General features: G+C 42.7%; 14 protein-coding genes. 9 read left to right on the top strand and 5 right to left on the bottom strand.

Features of this window, described 5'->3' with window-relative positions; genetic code table 11:
* Positions 1 to 143 precede the first annotated feature (143 nt).
* The 3 genes from tpiA to gap all read right to left on the bottom strand — a co-directional run bounded on the left by tpiA (position 144) and on the right by gap (position 3,342).
* On the bottom strand, positions 144 to 890 hold the full coding sequence (gene tpiA, locus BLO53_RS04675; protein WP_092059339.1) for a triose-phosphate isomerase: 747 nt from the start codon (positions 888 to 890) through the stop codon (positions 144 to 146).
* A 48-nt stretch (positions 891 to 938) separates the two neighbouring features.
* The gene (locus tag BLO53_RS04670; RefSeq protein WP_092059338.1) at positions 939 to 2,177 is read right to left on the bottom strand and encodes a phosphoglycerate kinase; all 1,239 of its coding nucleotides are present in this window, start codon (positions 2,175 to 2,177) and stop codon (positions 939 to 941) included.
* Positions 2,178 to 2,310: 133 nt separating this feature from the next.
* The gene (gene gap / locus BLO53_RS04665) at positions 2,311 to 3,342 is read right to left on the bottom strand and encodes a type I glyceraldehyde-3-phosphate dehydrogenase (RefSeq protein ID WP_026490508.1); all 1,032 of its coding nucleotides are present in this window, start codon (positions 3,340 to 3,342) and stop codon (positions 2,311 to 2,313) included.
* A gap of 297 nt (positions 3,343 to 3,639) precedes the next feature.
* On the opposite strand from gap, the gene BLO53_RS04660 reads away from it, so the two are divergent.
* The 9 genes from BLO53_RS04660 (at position 3,640) to BLO53_RS04620 (ending at position 10,441) form a co-directional block, all read left to right on the top strand.
* The gene (locus BLO53_RS04660) at positions 3,640 to 4,461 is read left to right on the top strand and encodes a histidinol-phosphatase HisJ family protein (protein ID WP_242875302.1); all 822 of its coding nucleotides are present in this window, start codon (positions 3,640 to 3,642) and stop codon (positions 4,459 to 4,461) included.
* Between the two features lie 644 nt (positions 4,462 to 5,105).
* A complete protein-coding gene (locus BLO53_RS04655) occupies positions 5,106 to 5,846 on the top strand; it encodes a GGDEF domain-containing protein (RefSeq protein ID WP_092059337.1) in 741 nt (246 codons plus the stop codon).
* Between the two features lie 80 nt (positions 5,847 to 5,926).
* Positions 5,927 to 6,880: a transglutaminase-like domain-containing protein gene (locus tag BLO53_RS04650; protein WP_242875301.1), complete on the top strand. Its 954-nt coding sequence runs from the start codon at positions 5,927 to 5,929 to the stop codon at positions 6,878 to 6,880.
* Between the two features lie 10 nt (positions 6,881 to 6,890).
* A complete protein-coding gene (locus BLO53_RS04645; RefSeq protein WP_092059563.1) occupies positions 6,891 to 7,946 on the top strand; it encodes a type II secretion system F family protein in 1,056 nt (351 codons plus the stop codon).
* Between the two features lie 91 nt (positions 7,947 to 8,037).
* Entirely contained in the window at positions 8,038 to 8,382 is a 345-nt protein-coding gene (locus tag BLO53_RS04640) for a hypothetical protein (RefSeq protein WP_092059336.1), read from the top strand.
* A gap of 24 nt (positions 8,383 to 8,406) precedes the next feature.
* Positions 8,407 to 8,892: a DUF4860 domain-containing protein gene (locus BLO53_RS04635; protein ID WP_026490514.1), complete on the top strand. Its 486-nt coding sequence runs from the start codon at positions 8,407 to 8,409 to the stop codon at positions 8,890 to 8,892.
* Between the two features lie 17 nt (positions 8,893 to 8,909).
* Positions 8,910 to 9,449: a hypothetical protein gene (locus BLO53_RS04630; protein ID WP_092059335.1), complete on the top strand. Its 540-nt coding sequence runs from the start codon at positions 8,910 to 8,912 to the stop codon at positions 9,447 to 9,449.
* Between the two features lie 35 nt (positions 9,450 to 9,484).
* The gene (locus BLO53_RS04625) at positions 9,485 to 9,889 is read left to right on the top strand and encodes a hypothetical protein (RefSeq protein ID WP_092059334.1); all 405 of its coding nucleotides are present in this window, start codon (positions 9,485 to 9,487) and stop codon (positions 9,887 to 9,889) included.
* A 189-nt stretch (positions 9,890 to 10,078) separates the two neighbouring features.
* Positions 10,079 to 10,441, top strand: a complete 363-nt coding sequence (locus BLO53_RS04620) for a response regulator (RefSeq protein WP_022764589.1) — start codon at positions 10,079 to 10,081, stop codon at positions 10,439 to 10,441.
* 47 nt (positions 10,442 to 10,488) lie between these two features.
* Here BLO53_RS04620 and BLO53_RS04615 read toward each other — a convergent pair whose 3' ends face one another.
* A complete protein-coding gene (locus tag BLO53_RS04615) occupies positions 10,489 to 13,575 on the bottom strand; it encodes an endo-1,4-beta-xylanase (RefSeq protein ID WP_176757167.1) in 3,087 nt (1,028 codons plus the stop codon).
* 407 nt (positions 13,576 to 13,982) lie between these two features.
* Entirely contained in the window at positions 13,983 to 14,201 is a 219-nt protein-coding gene (locus BLO53_RS04610; protein ID WP_022755965.1) for a hypothetical protein, read from the bottom strand.
* Between the last annotated feature and the right edge of the window lie 33 nt (positions 14,202 to 14,234).

The following is a 14,234-nucleotide window of genomic DNA, read 5'->3' as shown; positions in this document are numbered from 1 at the left end:
TTTCTGGTGTAAAAAAAGATGGAAGCCATTTACTCTGCACAATGCAGGAAATGGTTTCCATCTCAATGTATTTCTGATCTGGTTACTTTCGTCCTTTTTACCGACATGGTCTGTTGACTCCGTCCCCTAGATCCATTTCTGGCTTAGGCGTTAACGATCTTGCCGAAGTCTGGCTTAAGGGAAGCACCGCCGATGAGACCACCGTCGATGTTAGGCTTTGAAAGAAGCTCAGCAGCGTTGCCAGCGTTCATTGATCCGCCGTACTGGATACGAACTTCATCAGCTGTAGCCTGGTCGTAGAGCTTAGCAATGAGCTCACGGATGAATCCGCAAACTTCCTCAGCCTGATCAGCTGTAGCTGTCTCGCCTGTTCCGATAGCCCAGATAGGCTCGTAAGCGATAACAAGCTTCTTAACCTGGTCAGCTGTTACACCTGAAAGGTCCCAAGTGATCTGTCTCTCAATCCACTCCTTGTAAGTACCAGCCTTACGAAGTGCAAGAGACTCACCACAGCAAAGGATAGGTGTAAGACCAGCAGCGAATGCCTTCTTAACCTTAGCATTGATGAGGATATCATTCTCGCCGAAGATGTCTCTTCTCTCAGAATGTCCCATGATAACATATTTAACGCCTGCATCTACAAGCATTGGTGCAGAAATTTCACCTGTGAATGCACCCTTGTCCTCGATGTAGAAGTTCTCAGCACCAACATTAACGTTTGTGCCCTTAACAGCCTCTACTACAGGTACGATATCGATAGCTGGTACGCAGTATACTACGTCTACAGCATCGTTCTTAACTAAATCCTTGAGCTCAGCAACAAGCTTAACAGCCTCAGAAGGTGTCATGTTCATCTTCCAGTTGCCGGCAATAATTCTTCTTCTTGCCATTTTTGTCTCCTTATACCGGTTCACATCATTTATAATGAGGTTCTGTTCTCAATCTTTGTCGTCAGCTGCGTATACGCCTGGAAGCTTCTTGCCTTCAAGGAACTCAAGAGAAGCACCACCACCTGTTGAGATGTGGCTCATCTTGTCAGCATAGCCAAGCTGGTTAACAGCTGCAGCACTATCACCACCACCGATGATTGTTGTAGCAGATGTCTCTGAAAGTGCCTTAGCAACTTCCTTGGTACCTGTAGCAAGAACTGGGTTCTCGAATACGCCCATAGGTCCGTTCCAAACAACAGTCTTAGCAGACTTAACAGCCTCTGCGTAAAGAGCGATTGTCTTAGGTCCGATATCAGCACCCTCTCTGTCAGCAGGGATCTTATCAGCATCAACAACTACTGTCTCAATTGATGGATTGTCGATAGGATCTGGGAACTCTGCGATAGTTACAGCGTCAACAGGAAGAAGAAGCTGCTTGCCAGCCTTCTGAGCCTTCTCCATCATTTCCCTACAATAATCAACCTTTGTCTCATCAAGAAGTGACTTACCAACTTCATATCCCTTAGCCTTAAGGAATGTGTAAGCCATACCACCACCGATGATAAGAGTATCGCACTTATCAAGAAGAGTGTTGATAACGTTGAGCTTATCAGCAACCTTAGCGCCACCAAGAATAGCTACGAAAGGTCTAACTGGGTTCTCAACAGCGTTTCCAAGGAAGTCGATTTCCTTCTGCATAAGGTAACCAACTACATTGCTGCCACCCTTCTGTGTGATGTACTTAGTAACAACTGCAACTGAAGCATGTGCTCTGTGAGCTGAACCAAAAGCATCGCATACATAATCATCAGCAAGATCAGCAAGCTCTTTTGCAAAAGCCTCACCAGCCTCTTCAGGCTTAGTCTCTTCCTTGCCTCTGAATCTTGTGTTCTGAAGAAGAATTACATCTCCCTCATTCATAGCTGCAACAGCTGCTGTAGCGTCAGCGCCTGTTACGTTGTAATCAGCGATGAACTTAACTTCCTTGCCAAGCTTCTCTGAAAGTCTCTTAGCAACTGGAGCAAGTGACTCTCCCTCGTTAGGGCCATTCTTAACCTTTCCAAGGTGTGAGCAAAGGATAACCTTACCGCCGTCCTTGATAAGCTTCTGGATTGTAGGAAGAGCTGCTACGATTCTTGTCTCGTCTGTGATCTCGCCACCCTTAAGAGGTACGTTGAAATCGCAACGAACGAGTACGCGTCTGCCCTTTACATTGATGTCATCTACTGACTTTTTGTTAAGTGACATATTTTTTTCCTCCTGGAATTATGATTTGAATTATTGCATCCTCTGAATCGGATGCTGAAAAGGTTTAAAAAAATGAGGCCCGGCCCATATGGACCGGACCTCATCAAAAGTCTATTTCGATATTCGAGGTAGATCAGCCAAGCTCTGCAAAGTACTTGATTGTTCTAACCATCTGTGATGTGTATGAGTTCTCGTTGTCATACCATGAAACAACCTGTACTTCGTATGTATCGTCATCAACCTTGTTTACAAGAGTCTGAGTAGCATCGAAGAGTGAACCAAATCTCATACCAACGATATCAGATGAAACGATCTCGTCTGTGTTGTATCCGAATGACTCTGTAGCTGCTGCCTTCATAGCTGCGTTAACAGCTTCCTTAGTAACGTCAGCCTTCTTAACTACTGCAAAGAGAAGTGTTGTTGATCCTGTAGGTGTAGGAACACGCTGAGCAGCGCCGATGAGCTTTCCGTTAAGTTCAGGGATAACAAGGCCGATAGCCTTAGCAGCACCTGTTGAGTTAGGAACGATGTTGCAAGCACCAGCACGTGATCTTCTGAGGTCGCCCTTTCTCTGTGGTCCATCAAGGATCATCTGGTCACCTGTGTAAGCGTGGATTGTGCACATGATACCTGACTGAATTGGAGCGTAATCGTTAAGAGCCTTAGCCATAGGTGCAAGACAGTTTGTTGTGCAAGAAGCAGCTGAAATGATCTTGTCATCCTTTGTAAGAGTCTTGTGGTTTACGTTGTAAACGATTGTAGGAAGATCGTTTCCTGCAGGAGCAGAGATAACTACCTTCTTAGCACCAGCATTGATGTGTGCCTGTGCCTTTTCCTTTGATGTATAGAAGCCTGAGCACTCAAGAACAACGTCTACGCCAAGCTCTCCCCAAGGGCAGTTGTTAGCATCTGGCTCTTTGTAGATCTTGATTGTCTTACCCTTTACTGTGATTGTACCAGCCTCATCATCAGCTGTTACGTCATCCTCATGACCTACTTCTACGTAACGGCCCTGTGATGAATCATACTTCAAGAGATGAGCAAGCATCTTAGGGCTTGTCAAATCGTTGATAGCTACTACTTCGTAACCTTCTGCACCAAACATCTGTCTGAATGCAAGACGACCGATACGGCCAAAACCATTAATTGCAACTTTTACTGCCATTTTAAGTTCCTCCTAAAATGAAATTTATATTTTGATTGCTGTTACATATCAATTTGATAATTTTTTATCAGCAATTACAATTCTAATAGACTTTTCCACATAAATCAAGTAAGAATATTTAAAAAACGTGATATCATAATAGGGTGCAAACGGCGAATTTTTAAAAAATGCGTAACTGTGGCACTTTACAGGTCTTTATAAAAAAATTATAAAAGCCATACATATTTGTAATATCAACAATAATCAATATTTCAAATGGATTTTGCATAACAAGCAATATGCCAGGAAAGGATATAAATGAATATACTTCCCGCTGACTATCACATGCATTCAGATCATTCCGGAGATAGCGACACTCCAATGAAAGATATGATTGAGAGTGCCATAAAGCTTGGCCTCTCAGAAATCTGTTTTACTGAGCATATGGATCTGGACTTTCCTGTGACAAAAGAAGTTCCGGAAGGCCTCTTTACTCTTGACATTCCAGCCTATAAGCGTGATCTCTTTTCCTATAAAGAAGAGTATAAGGATAAGATCACTATAAAATATGGAATTGAACTAGGGCTTCAGATGCAGATCACAGATACAAACTCTGCTCTTATAAAGGAAAATGACTTCGACTTTGTCATTGGTTCTATCCACCTTCTTGATAAAAAGGATCCCTTCTACCCTGAGGCCTGGGAAGGCAAGGATGAAAAAGATGTGATCCTTCGCTACTTTGAATCCACTTTAGAGAACATCCAAGCCTTTAATGACTATGACTGTCTGGGACACCTTGACTACATTGTGCGCTATGCCCCAAGTGGCGCGCCTTACTACTCTTACAATATGTATAAGGAAATAATAGATGAAATTCTAGTCACACTTGTCAAAAATGGCAAGGGACTTGACCTTAATACCAAGGCTCTTTTCCGTGGAAGCAAGGAGCCCAATCCACCAGCAGATGTATTGAAAAGATTCCATGAGCTTGGCGGACGTATCATAACTTTCGGAGCCGATGCCCACACTCCAGAAGGTATCGCAGGTTCTTTTGAAAAAGCCCGTGAAATTGCTATGAATTGCGGCTTTACCGAGTACTACACCTTTAACAAGAGAGTTCCATCTGCAATTAAACTATAGAAGCTTGATTTTCATTTGGAAATGGGGCGTATTGGACCAGTCCCTTGCGAAACGAGGGACGAATCCTGCGTAATGCATGGATCCATACTCCACATACACGCATACTCTTGTTTGGCTCTTATATGCGTGTACACTCCCACTTTCATCACGATGCCCTTACACGCATATTACTGTTTGGCTCTTATATGCGTGTACGCTCTCGCTTTCCATCACAATGCCCTTACACGCATATTTCTGTTTGGCCCTTATATGCGTGTACACTCCCGCTTTCCATCACGATGCCCTTACACGCGTATTCCCGTTTGACTCTTCTGTGCGTGTAGGATGCCAGTTATTATCAGAATTCCCTACACGCATTTTTCTATTGCATTCTTTTTGGCGTGTAAAATGATATTTTCATTTTTTTGCAATGTACACGCGTTTTCTCAACAAACAGCTTTCCACATGTAATAGTACAATTCTCGCCTCCGCAAGCATCAACACAAGTAGCAGCATAAGCATCAACACAAGCATCAACATAAGCAACAACAAATCTCCTTTATATCATTAACTAAATATAGTACAATAATTATACATATGTTCATTTGCATTTGATACTTTGTGCTTGAAATCTGCTAAATAGTTTGATACGCAGGAGGATTGTGATGCAGACAGAGTTCTTCGATAAAAACAAAAGAGCAACTGTATATAACAGCATTTACATATATAAGATCATCTCTCTGGTCGTTCTCGCCATATTGACAATTATTCTTGCCGTAATGTTCTTTAGAGACCAGGCAGTTGTGGATGGCATTATAGCTTCTCCAACTCCTCCTATTTTCTATGTCATGCTCATTACTCTTATTTTGTTTGCTTTTTCTGTCATTTTTGACTTTTACATTCTCCATAGAACCGCATCAATTGGCAGGCATCTTAACCGGCTTGCTTACATAGACAAGCTGACAGGGCTTCCTAACAGATACAGCTGTGATCTGATCTTTGAGAGCTTCAGTTCTCCTGAAATCTTACCAAATGCTGGATTCCTCCTGCTTAAGATCAATAATCTCTCTTCTATTAACAAGGATAATGGGCATACAAATGGAAACTTCCTGATTTCCGAGTTTAGCTCAATTCTGGAGGATGTTAGCCAGGATTATGGCCACATTGGCAGAAATGGTGGCAATGAATTCATTATGATCATGGAAAACTGTGATGACGTGAAGGCGGATATGTTTCTTATGGACCTCACCAAAAGAATTCACGGCTACAACGAAATGAACATTGGCGATCCGCTGGAAGTTGCTTATTCACGCTGTCTTAACCGAGACGAACACAAAGAAAAAATAGCTGAGCTCATTTCTCTTGGATACAAGAGGCTTAAGGAAATTCCCCAGATTCTCTCATGAATATGATAAAAAAATTAAAAGCAGACAGATTGTTTAATAAAAACAAAATAGCTATCTTTCTAGCCGTGGGGCTTGCCTCCATGGCTTTAGTTTCCTGTGAAAGCGCAGATGAAGGCGCCACAAGAACAGCAAGTTCTAATATAGGAAACAAGCCTGCTTCTAGTCCTGCGGAGGCTGCAGTCACAGAAAGCACTGCTCCGCCTGTAAAAGGGGAAAGAGATAACACTTCCGTGTGTCTTGTCCCAGAAGCGCCGGGAACTACTGTCTACGAGAATGAATACGCCCATCTTGATGCTTCCAACATTTCCGAGGGCTACATCGTAGTAAGGTATACCGGGGATTCTGGCAAGGTAAAGCTCCAGATAACAGGTCCAAACGAGATTACCTACACCTACAACCTTACAGTAGGAGCCCCCACTGATGAGGTCTTTCCTCTCCAGAGTGGCAATGGTCAGTATCTGGTAAATGTCTTTGAAAACCTGCAAGGAACCCAGTACACAACCGTCTTTTCCCAGATGGTTGATGTTACGCTCGCTAATGAATTCGGGCCTTTTCTGTATCCAAACCAGTACTGCACTTTCAGCGCCGACAGCCTTGCTGTAAAAAAAGCTGAGGAACTGGCTTTTACTTGTAATAATGACCTGGAAGTAGTATCAGAAGTCTACAACTTCATGATAGAAAATATCAAATATGACTACGATGAAGCTGAAACAGTGCAAAGCGGCTATCTTCCTGACATCAACGAGGTTATGACCACCAAAAAAGGTATATGCCTCGACTACTCCGCTCTTATGTGCAGCATGTTAAGAAGCCAGAGGATTCCTACCAGAATGGAAATTGGCTATGCTGGAACAGCTTATCACGCCTGGATCAGCACTTATATAAAGGACATTGGCTGGGTCAACGGTATGATACAGTTTGACGGAAAAGAGTGGTCTTTAATGGATCCGACCTTTGCATCAAATACGGAAGAAAAAGCTTTAAAAGACTTTATTGGCGATGGCAAGAACTACTCAGTTAAATACATTTACTGATGGAGGCAAGATGATACAGAAAAAAACACAGTTAAAGCTTTCAAACTATGAAATAGCAAGCTTTTGCAGGCAGATGGCTCTTTTGATAAAAGCTGGCATCTCTCCTGCAGAAGGAATTGAGATTCTGATCCAGGATTCCCACGACGCTTCTGCCAAGAAACTCCTGGAACAGATAAACCATGTGCTAATGAGCGGTGAAAAATTCCACGTTGCCCTTGAGATGAATGGTTCTTTTCCTGACTACATGGTCCATATGGTGACAATCGGTGAGGAATCCGGAACTCTGGATACAGTCATGAATTCCCTGGCTGACTACTACGAGCGCGAGGAATCCATATCAACCAGCATAAAAAGCGCAGTCAGCTACCCTCTCATCATGGTATTTATGATGCTTGTTGTTGTCATAGTCCTCATCATCAAAGTTCTTCCTATCTTCCAGCAGGTTTTTGCACAGCTAGGCACCAATATGAGCGGATTTTCCCAGTCTCTTCTTGATCTTGGAAACATACTGAACAAGTATTCCATAGTAATGGTGGCCATTTTGGTGATCATAGCCTTCTTGTTCATCTTCTTCTCAAGCACTGACAAGGGTAAAAAGCTATTCAAAAAAATCCTCAGCAAATTCGTAACCACCAAGAAACTCATGCAGGAACTTGAGAGTGCCAGATTTGCAAGCGGCATGGTCCTTACTCTTTCAAGCGGCATGGACACTTTCGAGGGGCTCTCTCTTGTTAGCAAGCTTGTTGAAACTGATGAGATGAAAAAAAAGGTCGAAAACTGCCGAAATCTCCTGCTTGAGGGAGATAGCTTTCCTGAAGCCCTTGAAAAATCCAACATTTTCACTTCTTTTTATTCCCAGATGGTTTCCGTTGGTTTCAAGGCAGGTTCCATGGACAGCGCTATGCAGCAGATTGCTGACCGCTATGAAAAAGAAACAGAGCGAAAAATCTACTCTTTTATCTCAATAGTTGAGCCAACCCTAGTAATAATCCTGTCCGTCATCGTCGGAATCATTCTTTTGTCAGTAATACTGCCCCTTATGGGCATCATGACGACTATCGGGTGAGAGAATGCTGCCGATATATGCACCAGACAGCCACTTGCAAAAACCTAGTACCGCACAAACCTTGGAAGAGGCATAAATCCAGGAGAAATGTATGGCTAATAGATTCGAATCAAAGGAAAACAGAATATTCAGGATTTCTGACGGAGCCTATAGGCTTATTTCCATAGCTATTTTTGTGGGAATCGCCCTTCTCTTTTTCCTGGCTGTTGATGCTACCGGCAAAAGTTCCATCAGTAAGCAACAAGAATCCTTAGAAAATGCCCTCTCCCGCGACATTGTCCAGTGCTATGCCATTGAAGGCAGTTATCCACCTGACCTTAAGTATCTTGAAGACCACTATGGCCTGACCTACGACAAAGAAACATTTTTTGTTGACTATATCCCGGTTGCATCCAATCTGTATCCCGATGTAACCATAATCCGCATAAAGAAGTAGCTTTAAACTGATCTGAGGAAAAAGATGAATCCAAGAACAAGCAAAAAACATGTAATTGATACGGTTTTTGTCATCTGCCTGATGCTGCTTTTTCTTTTGTCTGCCCTTACAATTATCGCCATAGGTGCAAGCATATATAAAAAGAATGTGGCTCAGACCAACGACAACTACGCCCAGCGGGTCTCTATCGCTTATGTCACAGAGAAGGTCAGACAGTCGGATGTGTCAGGCTCTATCTTCGTCCGGGAGCTCTTTGGGCAAAATGTGCTTGTGTTCCAGCAGGAGGTAAACGGAGACCTCTACAATACCTACATTTACAGCCATGAGGGGTATCTGATGGAATTGTTTGCAAGAGACGACCTTGAAAGTTTTTACCCTCAGACCGGGCAGAAAATTTTAAAGATCAATTCCTTTATGATTGAAAAAGCTAGTGACGATCTACTCCGGGCTACCATAACTGAAGAAGACGGGCAGGAAGAAACCGTATACATTTCAATCCACAGCAAGTAAAAAGAGATAATTGGCCTATGAATTCATCCCATTCAAAAACAAGTCTTTTCCTAATGGAAATCATAATCGCTATTTTGTTCTTTTCCCTGGCAAGTGCTGTATGCCTGCGGCTGTTTGCTGCTGCCCACATTATGTCAGATCAGGACAAGAATCTAAATAATGCTATTTTGTGGTCCCAGAATCTGTCCGAAAGCTTCTATGGTAGCAACGGACACCTTCTAATGATAAAAAATCTGTACCCTACAGCCTATCTTGCGGAGGAAGATACTGAAAGTGATGGCACGATCATCCTTTTTTTCGACCAGGACTGGTATCCGATAGACAGTTCTTTGTCTGGAGCCTCCTACGAGGCTATGCTCATTATCAGAAAAGACCTGGCGGATAACGTGTATGCTGACGTAAAAGATAAGGAGGCTTCCCTTAAGGGCTATGCAATAACTGGAAAGATTGCAATTTTAGACATCAGAGGACGGAGTGAAAGTTACATGGTTATTCCGGAAGATAGTAGTGATGTGCTGTTTGAGAACACCGTAGATGTGTATGTCGGGGAAGACTAATTTTAGAAATGGTGCAAATAGGAAGGTAACGAAAAATGAAAGCAAGAAGATCCAAGGGAATAAACGCAGGAAGCGCTTCGATACTGCTGATCTTTGCGGTGCTGAGCCTTATCTCTTTTGCCACCCTTACACTAGTAAATTCAAAAGCTGACTATAATCTTAGCAACAATCTAGCCCAGAGACAGCTAGCATATTACAGAGCCTGCCATGAGGGAAATGCCTTTGTAGCCGCCGTAAATTCAGGCTATGAAAACTTTTCTCAAGATGATATAATTAAGAAAAGTATACCAATTACCGATAATCAGTCACTTGATATTACGTTAATGTCAAATATTAGAAACAACTCCACCAATTCAACGAATAAATATACAATTACCCAGTGGCAAATTGTGGATCACCGCGACACAGAGTACGATTACACGCTTCCAGTATATAAATAAGTCATTATATTAGCATAAATTTTCCCAAGACTTTATCAAATTTTAATTTTTAGCATAACGATTTAACGCTTATATTTATAAATCCGTGTTACAATAGATTATGTACTGAACAACTAAAAAATAAAAAAAAGAAAGAAAGAAATTTCATCAATTTTCTTAGCAACTAAAAATACTTATTGGAGGTTCAATATGGGAAAAAGAATACTCATTACTGATGACGCCGCTTTCATGCGCATGATGCTTAAGGATATCCTCTCCAAGAACGGATATGAGATTGCTGGCGAAGCTGAGAACGGTAAAGTCGCAATCGAAAAATATAATGAGTTGAAACCCGACCTTGTAACTCTGGATATCACAATGCCTGAGCTTGATGGTATCGGAGCCTTGAAGGGAATCAAGGCTGCAGATCCTAATGCAGTTTGCATTATGTGCTCTGCTATGGGTCAGCAGGCAATGGTAATTGAATCTATTCAGGCCGGAGCCAAGGACTTCATTGTTAAGCCTTTCCAGGCTGACCGTGTTCTCGAGGCTGTTAAAAAGGCCATCGGATAACTTAAGGCAAAGTAAGAGCCGCAGGATTTTTATCCTGCGGCTTTTTCTTATTTAAAAGCAATCTGCGCGAAGTTGTAGAAGCCGAGGTACCAGATGTTGAAATCATGGCCGCCGTTTAGCTCCTGCCACATGTAGTTCTGGCCGCTTACGAACTGATTGCATACAGAAGGCAGGTTCTTGGCTGCCTGTGAGTGGCTTGAGTATGCGATGCCATCCTGAAGTCCACATACATTGTAGAAATAGTGGATAGGATATGAATTGCCACTAAGAAGTGATGCGGTCTTGGAAGCTGCATTACTTGTAGGAGCTGCTGAAAATGCTCCAAAGTAGCCAAACAGATCAACGCACTCTCCGATACCAATGTTGATAGTCTGCATTCCGCCCATTGAAAGACCAGCTATAGCTCTGTGATCTCTGTCAGCATTTGTGCTGTAGTGAGAGTCAATGTAAGGAATGAGGTCGTATCTGAGCTCAGCACCGAAGTTGTAAAAAGAATTTGTTGAGCCGCTGGCTGAAGCCTTACCATTTGGTGTAACTACGATAAATGAATCAATGTCGCCATAGTATGACAAGTTATCCATGATAGCCTTTACTGTTGAGTTGTTGCCTGTCATACCCCATTCGTTCTCGTTTCCGCCGATACCGTGGAGAAGGTAAAGAACATTGTACTTCTTGTCTGGACTGTATCCGGCAGGAAGGTATACGTTAGCCTTCTTGGTATATGTGCGGCCATTAGCCTCTGTGTCATGTGCAGTATAGGAAATGTTCACTATAGTACCTGAACCTTCTCCGTATCTTGCAGATGAATATTTGGAAGGGATTGAGTTCTCAATCTTGGCAGTTGGATCGTAATGTGGGTTAGGAGTTGGCTCCTGGCCTTCATTACCACCAGCAGACTCGTTGCCGCCCTGATTCTCGTTTCCACCAGTAGAACCACTGTTTCCGCCTTCATTTCCTGCAGAACCACTTCCTGTGGTGCTTCCAGCTGCGCTTTCAAGAACGTAGTCAAAAGAGCTGCCTACCTGGCCTACACCGATTGAACCAAATTCAATACTCTGTCCGTTTGCAATAGACTTGTTCCAGTCTACAGGAGTGATCACATAATAATCACCACTTGATTCAAGATTTACATTCCAGCAAGAATCAATATTTACCTGATTCTTGTTAACCTTGAGTGTCCAGCCATCAACTGTGTTTCCAGAGTTGTTGGAAATCTTATAGGTTACCTGATAGCCTGAACCCCAGCTATTAATTGAATATTCAAGTGAAAGACCAGATGAAACAACTGGAGTAGGCTGTGGGTCTGTCTGACCTTGTCCGCCCTGGCCTTCGTTACCGCCAGTTGAACCACCCTGACCTTCATTGCCGCCAGTAGAGCCGCCATTGCCGCCCTGGCCTTCGTTGCCGCCGGTAGAGCCGCCCTGTGAGCCTGCGTCTGTCTTTTCAAACTGCCACTGCTGGTTAGCGCCGCCATTGTAGGTCCACTGTACTACGTTTGTTCCGTCAGCTGTCTTTTTCTCATAGATATCAAGATACTTGGCAGCATTTGAACTCTTTGTTCCGATAGTGTAAACACCGTTTGTACTTGTTGCCTTTAAGATAAACTGCTGAGCGTTTCCGCCGTAGCCCTGGTATGTTCCGATGTTTGCGCCATCAACGTCCTCTCCGTTAGCTACATCCATCATGATATTTCCAAGTTTACTTGTGAGTGTTACGTAACCATCATTTCTATTTGTTACATACCACTTCTGGCCGTCAACACCTGTGCCGGAGCTTATTACAACGCTGTTCCAGCCATCTGCCTTGTTGCCCTCAACTGTAAGATACTTCTGAGTTGCAGGATTCTTGATGTAATACCAGCCATCATCGATATGCGCTGTAGCATTGGTGTTTCCAGAAGGTGCTGTTTCTGAAGATCCACTTCCACTACCACTTCCGCTGCCAGAGCCGCTTCCGCCCTGACCGGGATTGCCAAAGACATCAGTATAAGCCTTAACCACATAGTCATAAGCTGGCTTACTAACGCCAATGTTTGACCAGATAAGAGGCTTCTGACCTGATAACCAGGTTTCAGCATCTGAAGGGCCCCACCATGTGATGCAGGAAATGTTTCCGCCATTCTTTTTGGCTGTATTGATGTTCTTAAAGAGCTGATAGCAGTAGTTGTTAAGATCGTTGTCGCCGTTGTTCTTGATATCAAGCTCTGTGATCTGAACCTCGAAACCTGCTCTGATAAAGGCATTGAGAGCCTGTGTATAATAATCAACTGAAGGATAGCTTGTGCTAAGGTGAGACTGCATTCCGATGCCGGCGCAGACTTTTTTGCCCTGGTTGATGTAATTAACAAGCTTGATCTCGTCGTTAACTACCATGTAAGTGTTGTAATCATTGTAAAAGAGCTTTACCTTATCCGTAAGCTTGAAGTATTCAAGACACTCATAGGCGTAATTGAAAGCTTTTTTTACATAAGAAGCGTTAGTCTTATTGTTTCCGTAAACAGCCTCCCAGCCTGAGTTCTGGGCATGCATGATCTCATTTGCAACATCCCAGTATACAACAACGCTGCCGTACTGGCTTGAATAAACATGATTAAGAACTGACTTGACATAGAACTCCAGGCGGGCATCCATTGTGGACTGGTTTACAAAGCCGCCATTTCCTGAAAAACCATTTCTAAAGAACCATGTAGGGGTCTGAGAATGCCAAACCAAAGTGTGGCCTCTCATCTTAAGACCATTCTGATAGCAGAGTTTCATGGCTTCATCAACAGTGGAAAAGTTGATCTTTGGAACATAGCTTTCCTTATAATTTGAGGGAATGTAGTAGCCAAGTCTTTTTGCTTCGTCTACTGATATGAGAGTAGCAGATCTGCTTCCTAAAAGATAATCTGGCTTAAACTCATTTCCCAAGGTGACAATGTTTGAATCTTTCTTGATGGCGTTAACTGTACTCTGGTTTCTGAGCATAAATGTATGAACACAGTTGCCGGAATACCCGTATTTGGCGCCATAGGTCTCCATGAGATTGTAGCTTGCGGCCCTCACATTACTCTTGAAGCACACCCCCATTGTGCTAACAAGGAGAAGCATGATCAGTAGTTTCGAAATGATCCCTTTCACGTTAAACTTTTTCATACTTGTTTCTCCATTTCTTATTAAGTTGGATTTCGTGAATCTACATGCCAGACATCCCCCAATACCAGCATGTTTATGATAGTTACTTGCTCGAGCACCATCATTCTAACAGTAATGATTTGTAATAACTTCTTAATAATTGCTTAATAATTTGCACAATTTGCTATTTGTGTGCACAATTTTCATACAACTAAAATAGTTTCCTGTAAACATCACAAATATCATGTGAATATTACGAAAACTCCAAAAGAGTTTTTACAAGATTTGTGCAAAAAAACGAAAAACTACAGCCAGGATTTTTAAGATTTTAACAGAATTTGTAAATGTTAACTTCCTATCTTTTTAACTCTCGTCGTCACTTCCGGTAAATCCCCTCAAAAAATCTCTTAATGCAGGGTTGATGATTTTTAATCCTCCTCATCAGCGTCCCCATTCATGAATTCTATGATCTCTTTCAGTGACTTTTTACTCTTCTCGAAAGCCTTCACCAGTTCCTTGCTCTCAAGTTCCCTGCGCTTTGTTATGAGCTTGTCCAGTTCTTTAAGCTCTGCTTCATATCTGTCTTTTGCCTTAAATACTGCCTCTTCCTGTTTCTTGATTCTATCGTCTAAACTTGTTCTTGCCATGATATCAGTCCTCCCTCTCTGCATTTGCCTTAA

It is taken from the genome of Butyrivibrio sp. INlla14 (assembly GCF_900102515.1).
Lineage (GTDB): Bacteria > Bacillota > Clostridia > Lachnospirales > Lachnospiraceae > Butyrivibrio.
Note: the sequence above shows the minus strand (reverse complement) of the source record. Positions and strands in the feature narration are given on the sequence as shown.

Bases quoted from the DNA above. Each gene is read 5' to 3' on its own strand.
- BLO53_RS04650 (WP_242875301.1), top strand. From the start codon at position 5,927: ATGGCTTTAGTTTCCTGTGAAAGCGCAGATGAAGGCGCCACAAGAACA.
- BLO53_RS04630 (WP_092059335.1), top strand. From the start codon at position 8,910: ATGAATTCATCCCATTCAAAAACAAGTCTTTTCCTAATGGAAATCATA.
- BLO53_RS04670 (WP_092059338.1), bottom strand. From the start codon at position 2,177: ATGTCACTTAACAAAAAGTCAGTAGATGACATCAATGTAAAGGGCAGA.
- BLO53_RS04615 (WP_176757167.1), bottom strand. From the start codon at position 13,575: ATGAAAAAGTTTAACGTGAAAGGGATCATTTCGAAACTACTGATCATG.
- gap (WP_026490508.1), bottom strand. From the start codon at position 3,342: ATGGCAGTAAAAGTTGCAATTAATGGTTTTGGCCGTATCGGTCGTCTT.
- BLO53_RS04635 (WP_026490514.1), top strand. From the start codon at position 8,407: ATGAATCCAAGAACAAGCAAAAAACATGTAATTGATACGGTTTTTGTC.
- BLO53_RS04620 (WP_022764589.1), top strand. From the start codon at position 10,079: ATGGGAAAAAGAATACTCATTACTGATGACGCCGCTTTCATGCGCATG.
- BLO53_RS04640 (WP_092059336.1), top strand. From the start codon at position 8,038: ATGGCTAATAGATTCGAATCAAAGGAAAACAGAATATTCAGGATTTCT.
- BLO53_RS04610 (WP_022755965.1), bottom strand. From the start codon at position 14,201: ATGGCAAGAACAAGTTTAGACGATAGAATCAAGAAACAGGAAGAGGCA.
- BLO53_RS04645 (WP_092059563.1), top strand. From the start codon at position 6,891: ATGATACAGAAAAAAACACAGTTAAAGCTTTCAAACTATGAAATAGCA.
- tpiA (WP_092059339.1), bottom strand. From the start codon at position 890: ATGGCAAGAAGAAGAATTATTGCCGGCAACTGGAAGATGAACATGACA.
- BLO53_RS04660 (WP_242875302.1), top strand. From the start codon at position 3,640: ATGAATATACTTCCCGCTGACTATCACATGCATTCAGATCATTCCGGA.
- BLO53_RS04625 (WP_092059334.1), top strand. From the start codon at position 9,485: ATGAAAGCAAGAAGATCCAAGGGAATAAACGCAGGAAGCGCTTCGATA.
- BLO53_RS04655 (WP_092059337.1), top strand. From the start codon at position 5,106: ATGCAGACAGAGTTCTTCGATAAAAACAAAAGAGCAACTGTATATAAC.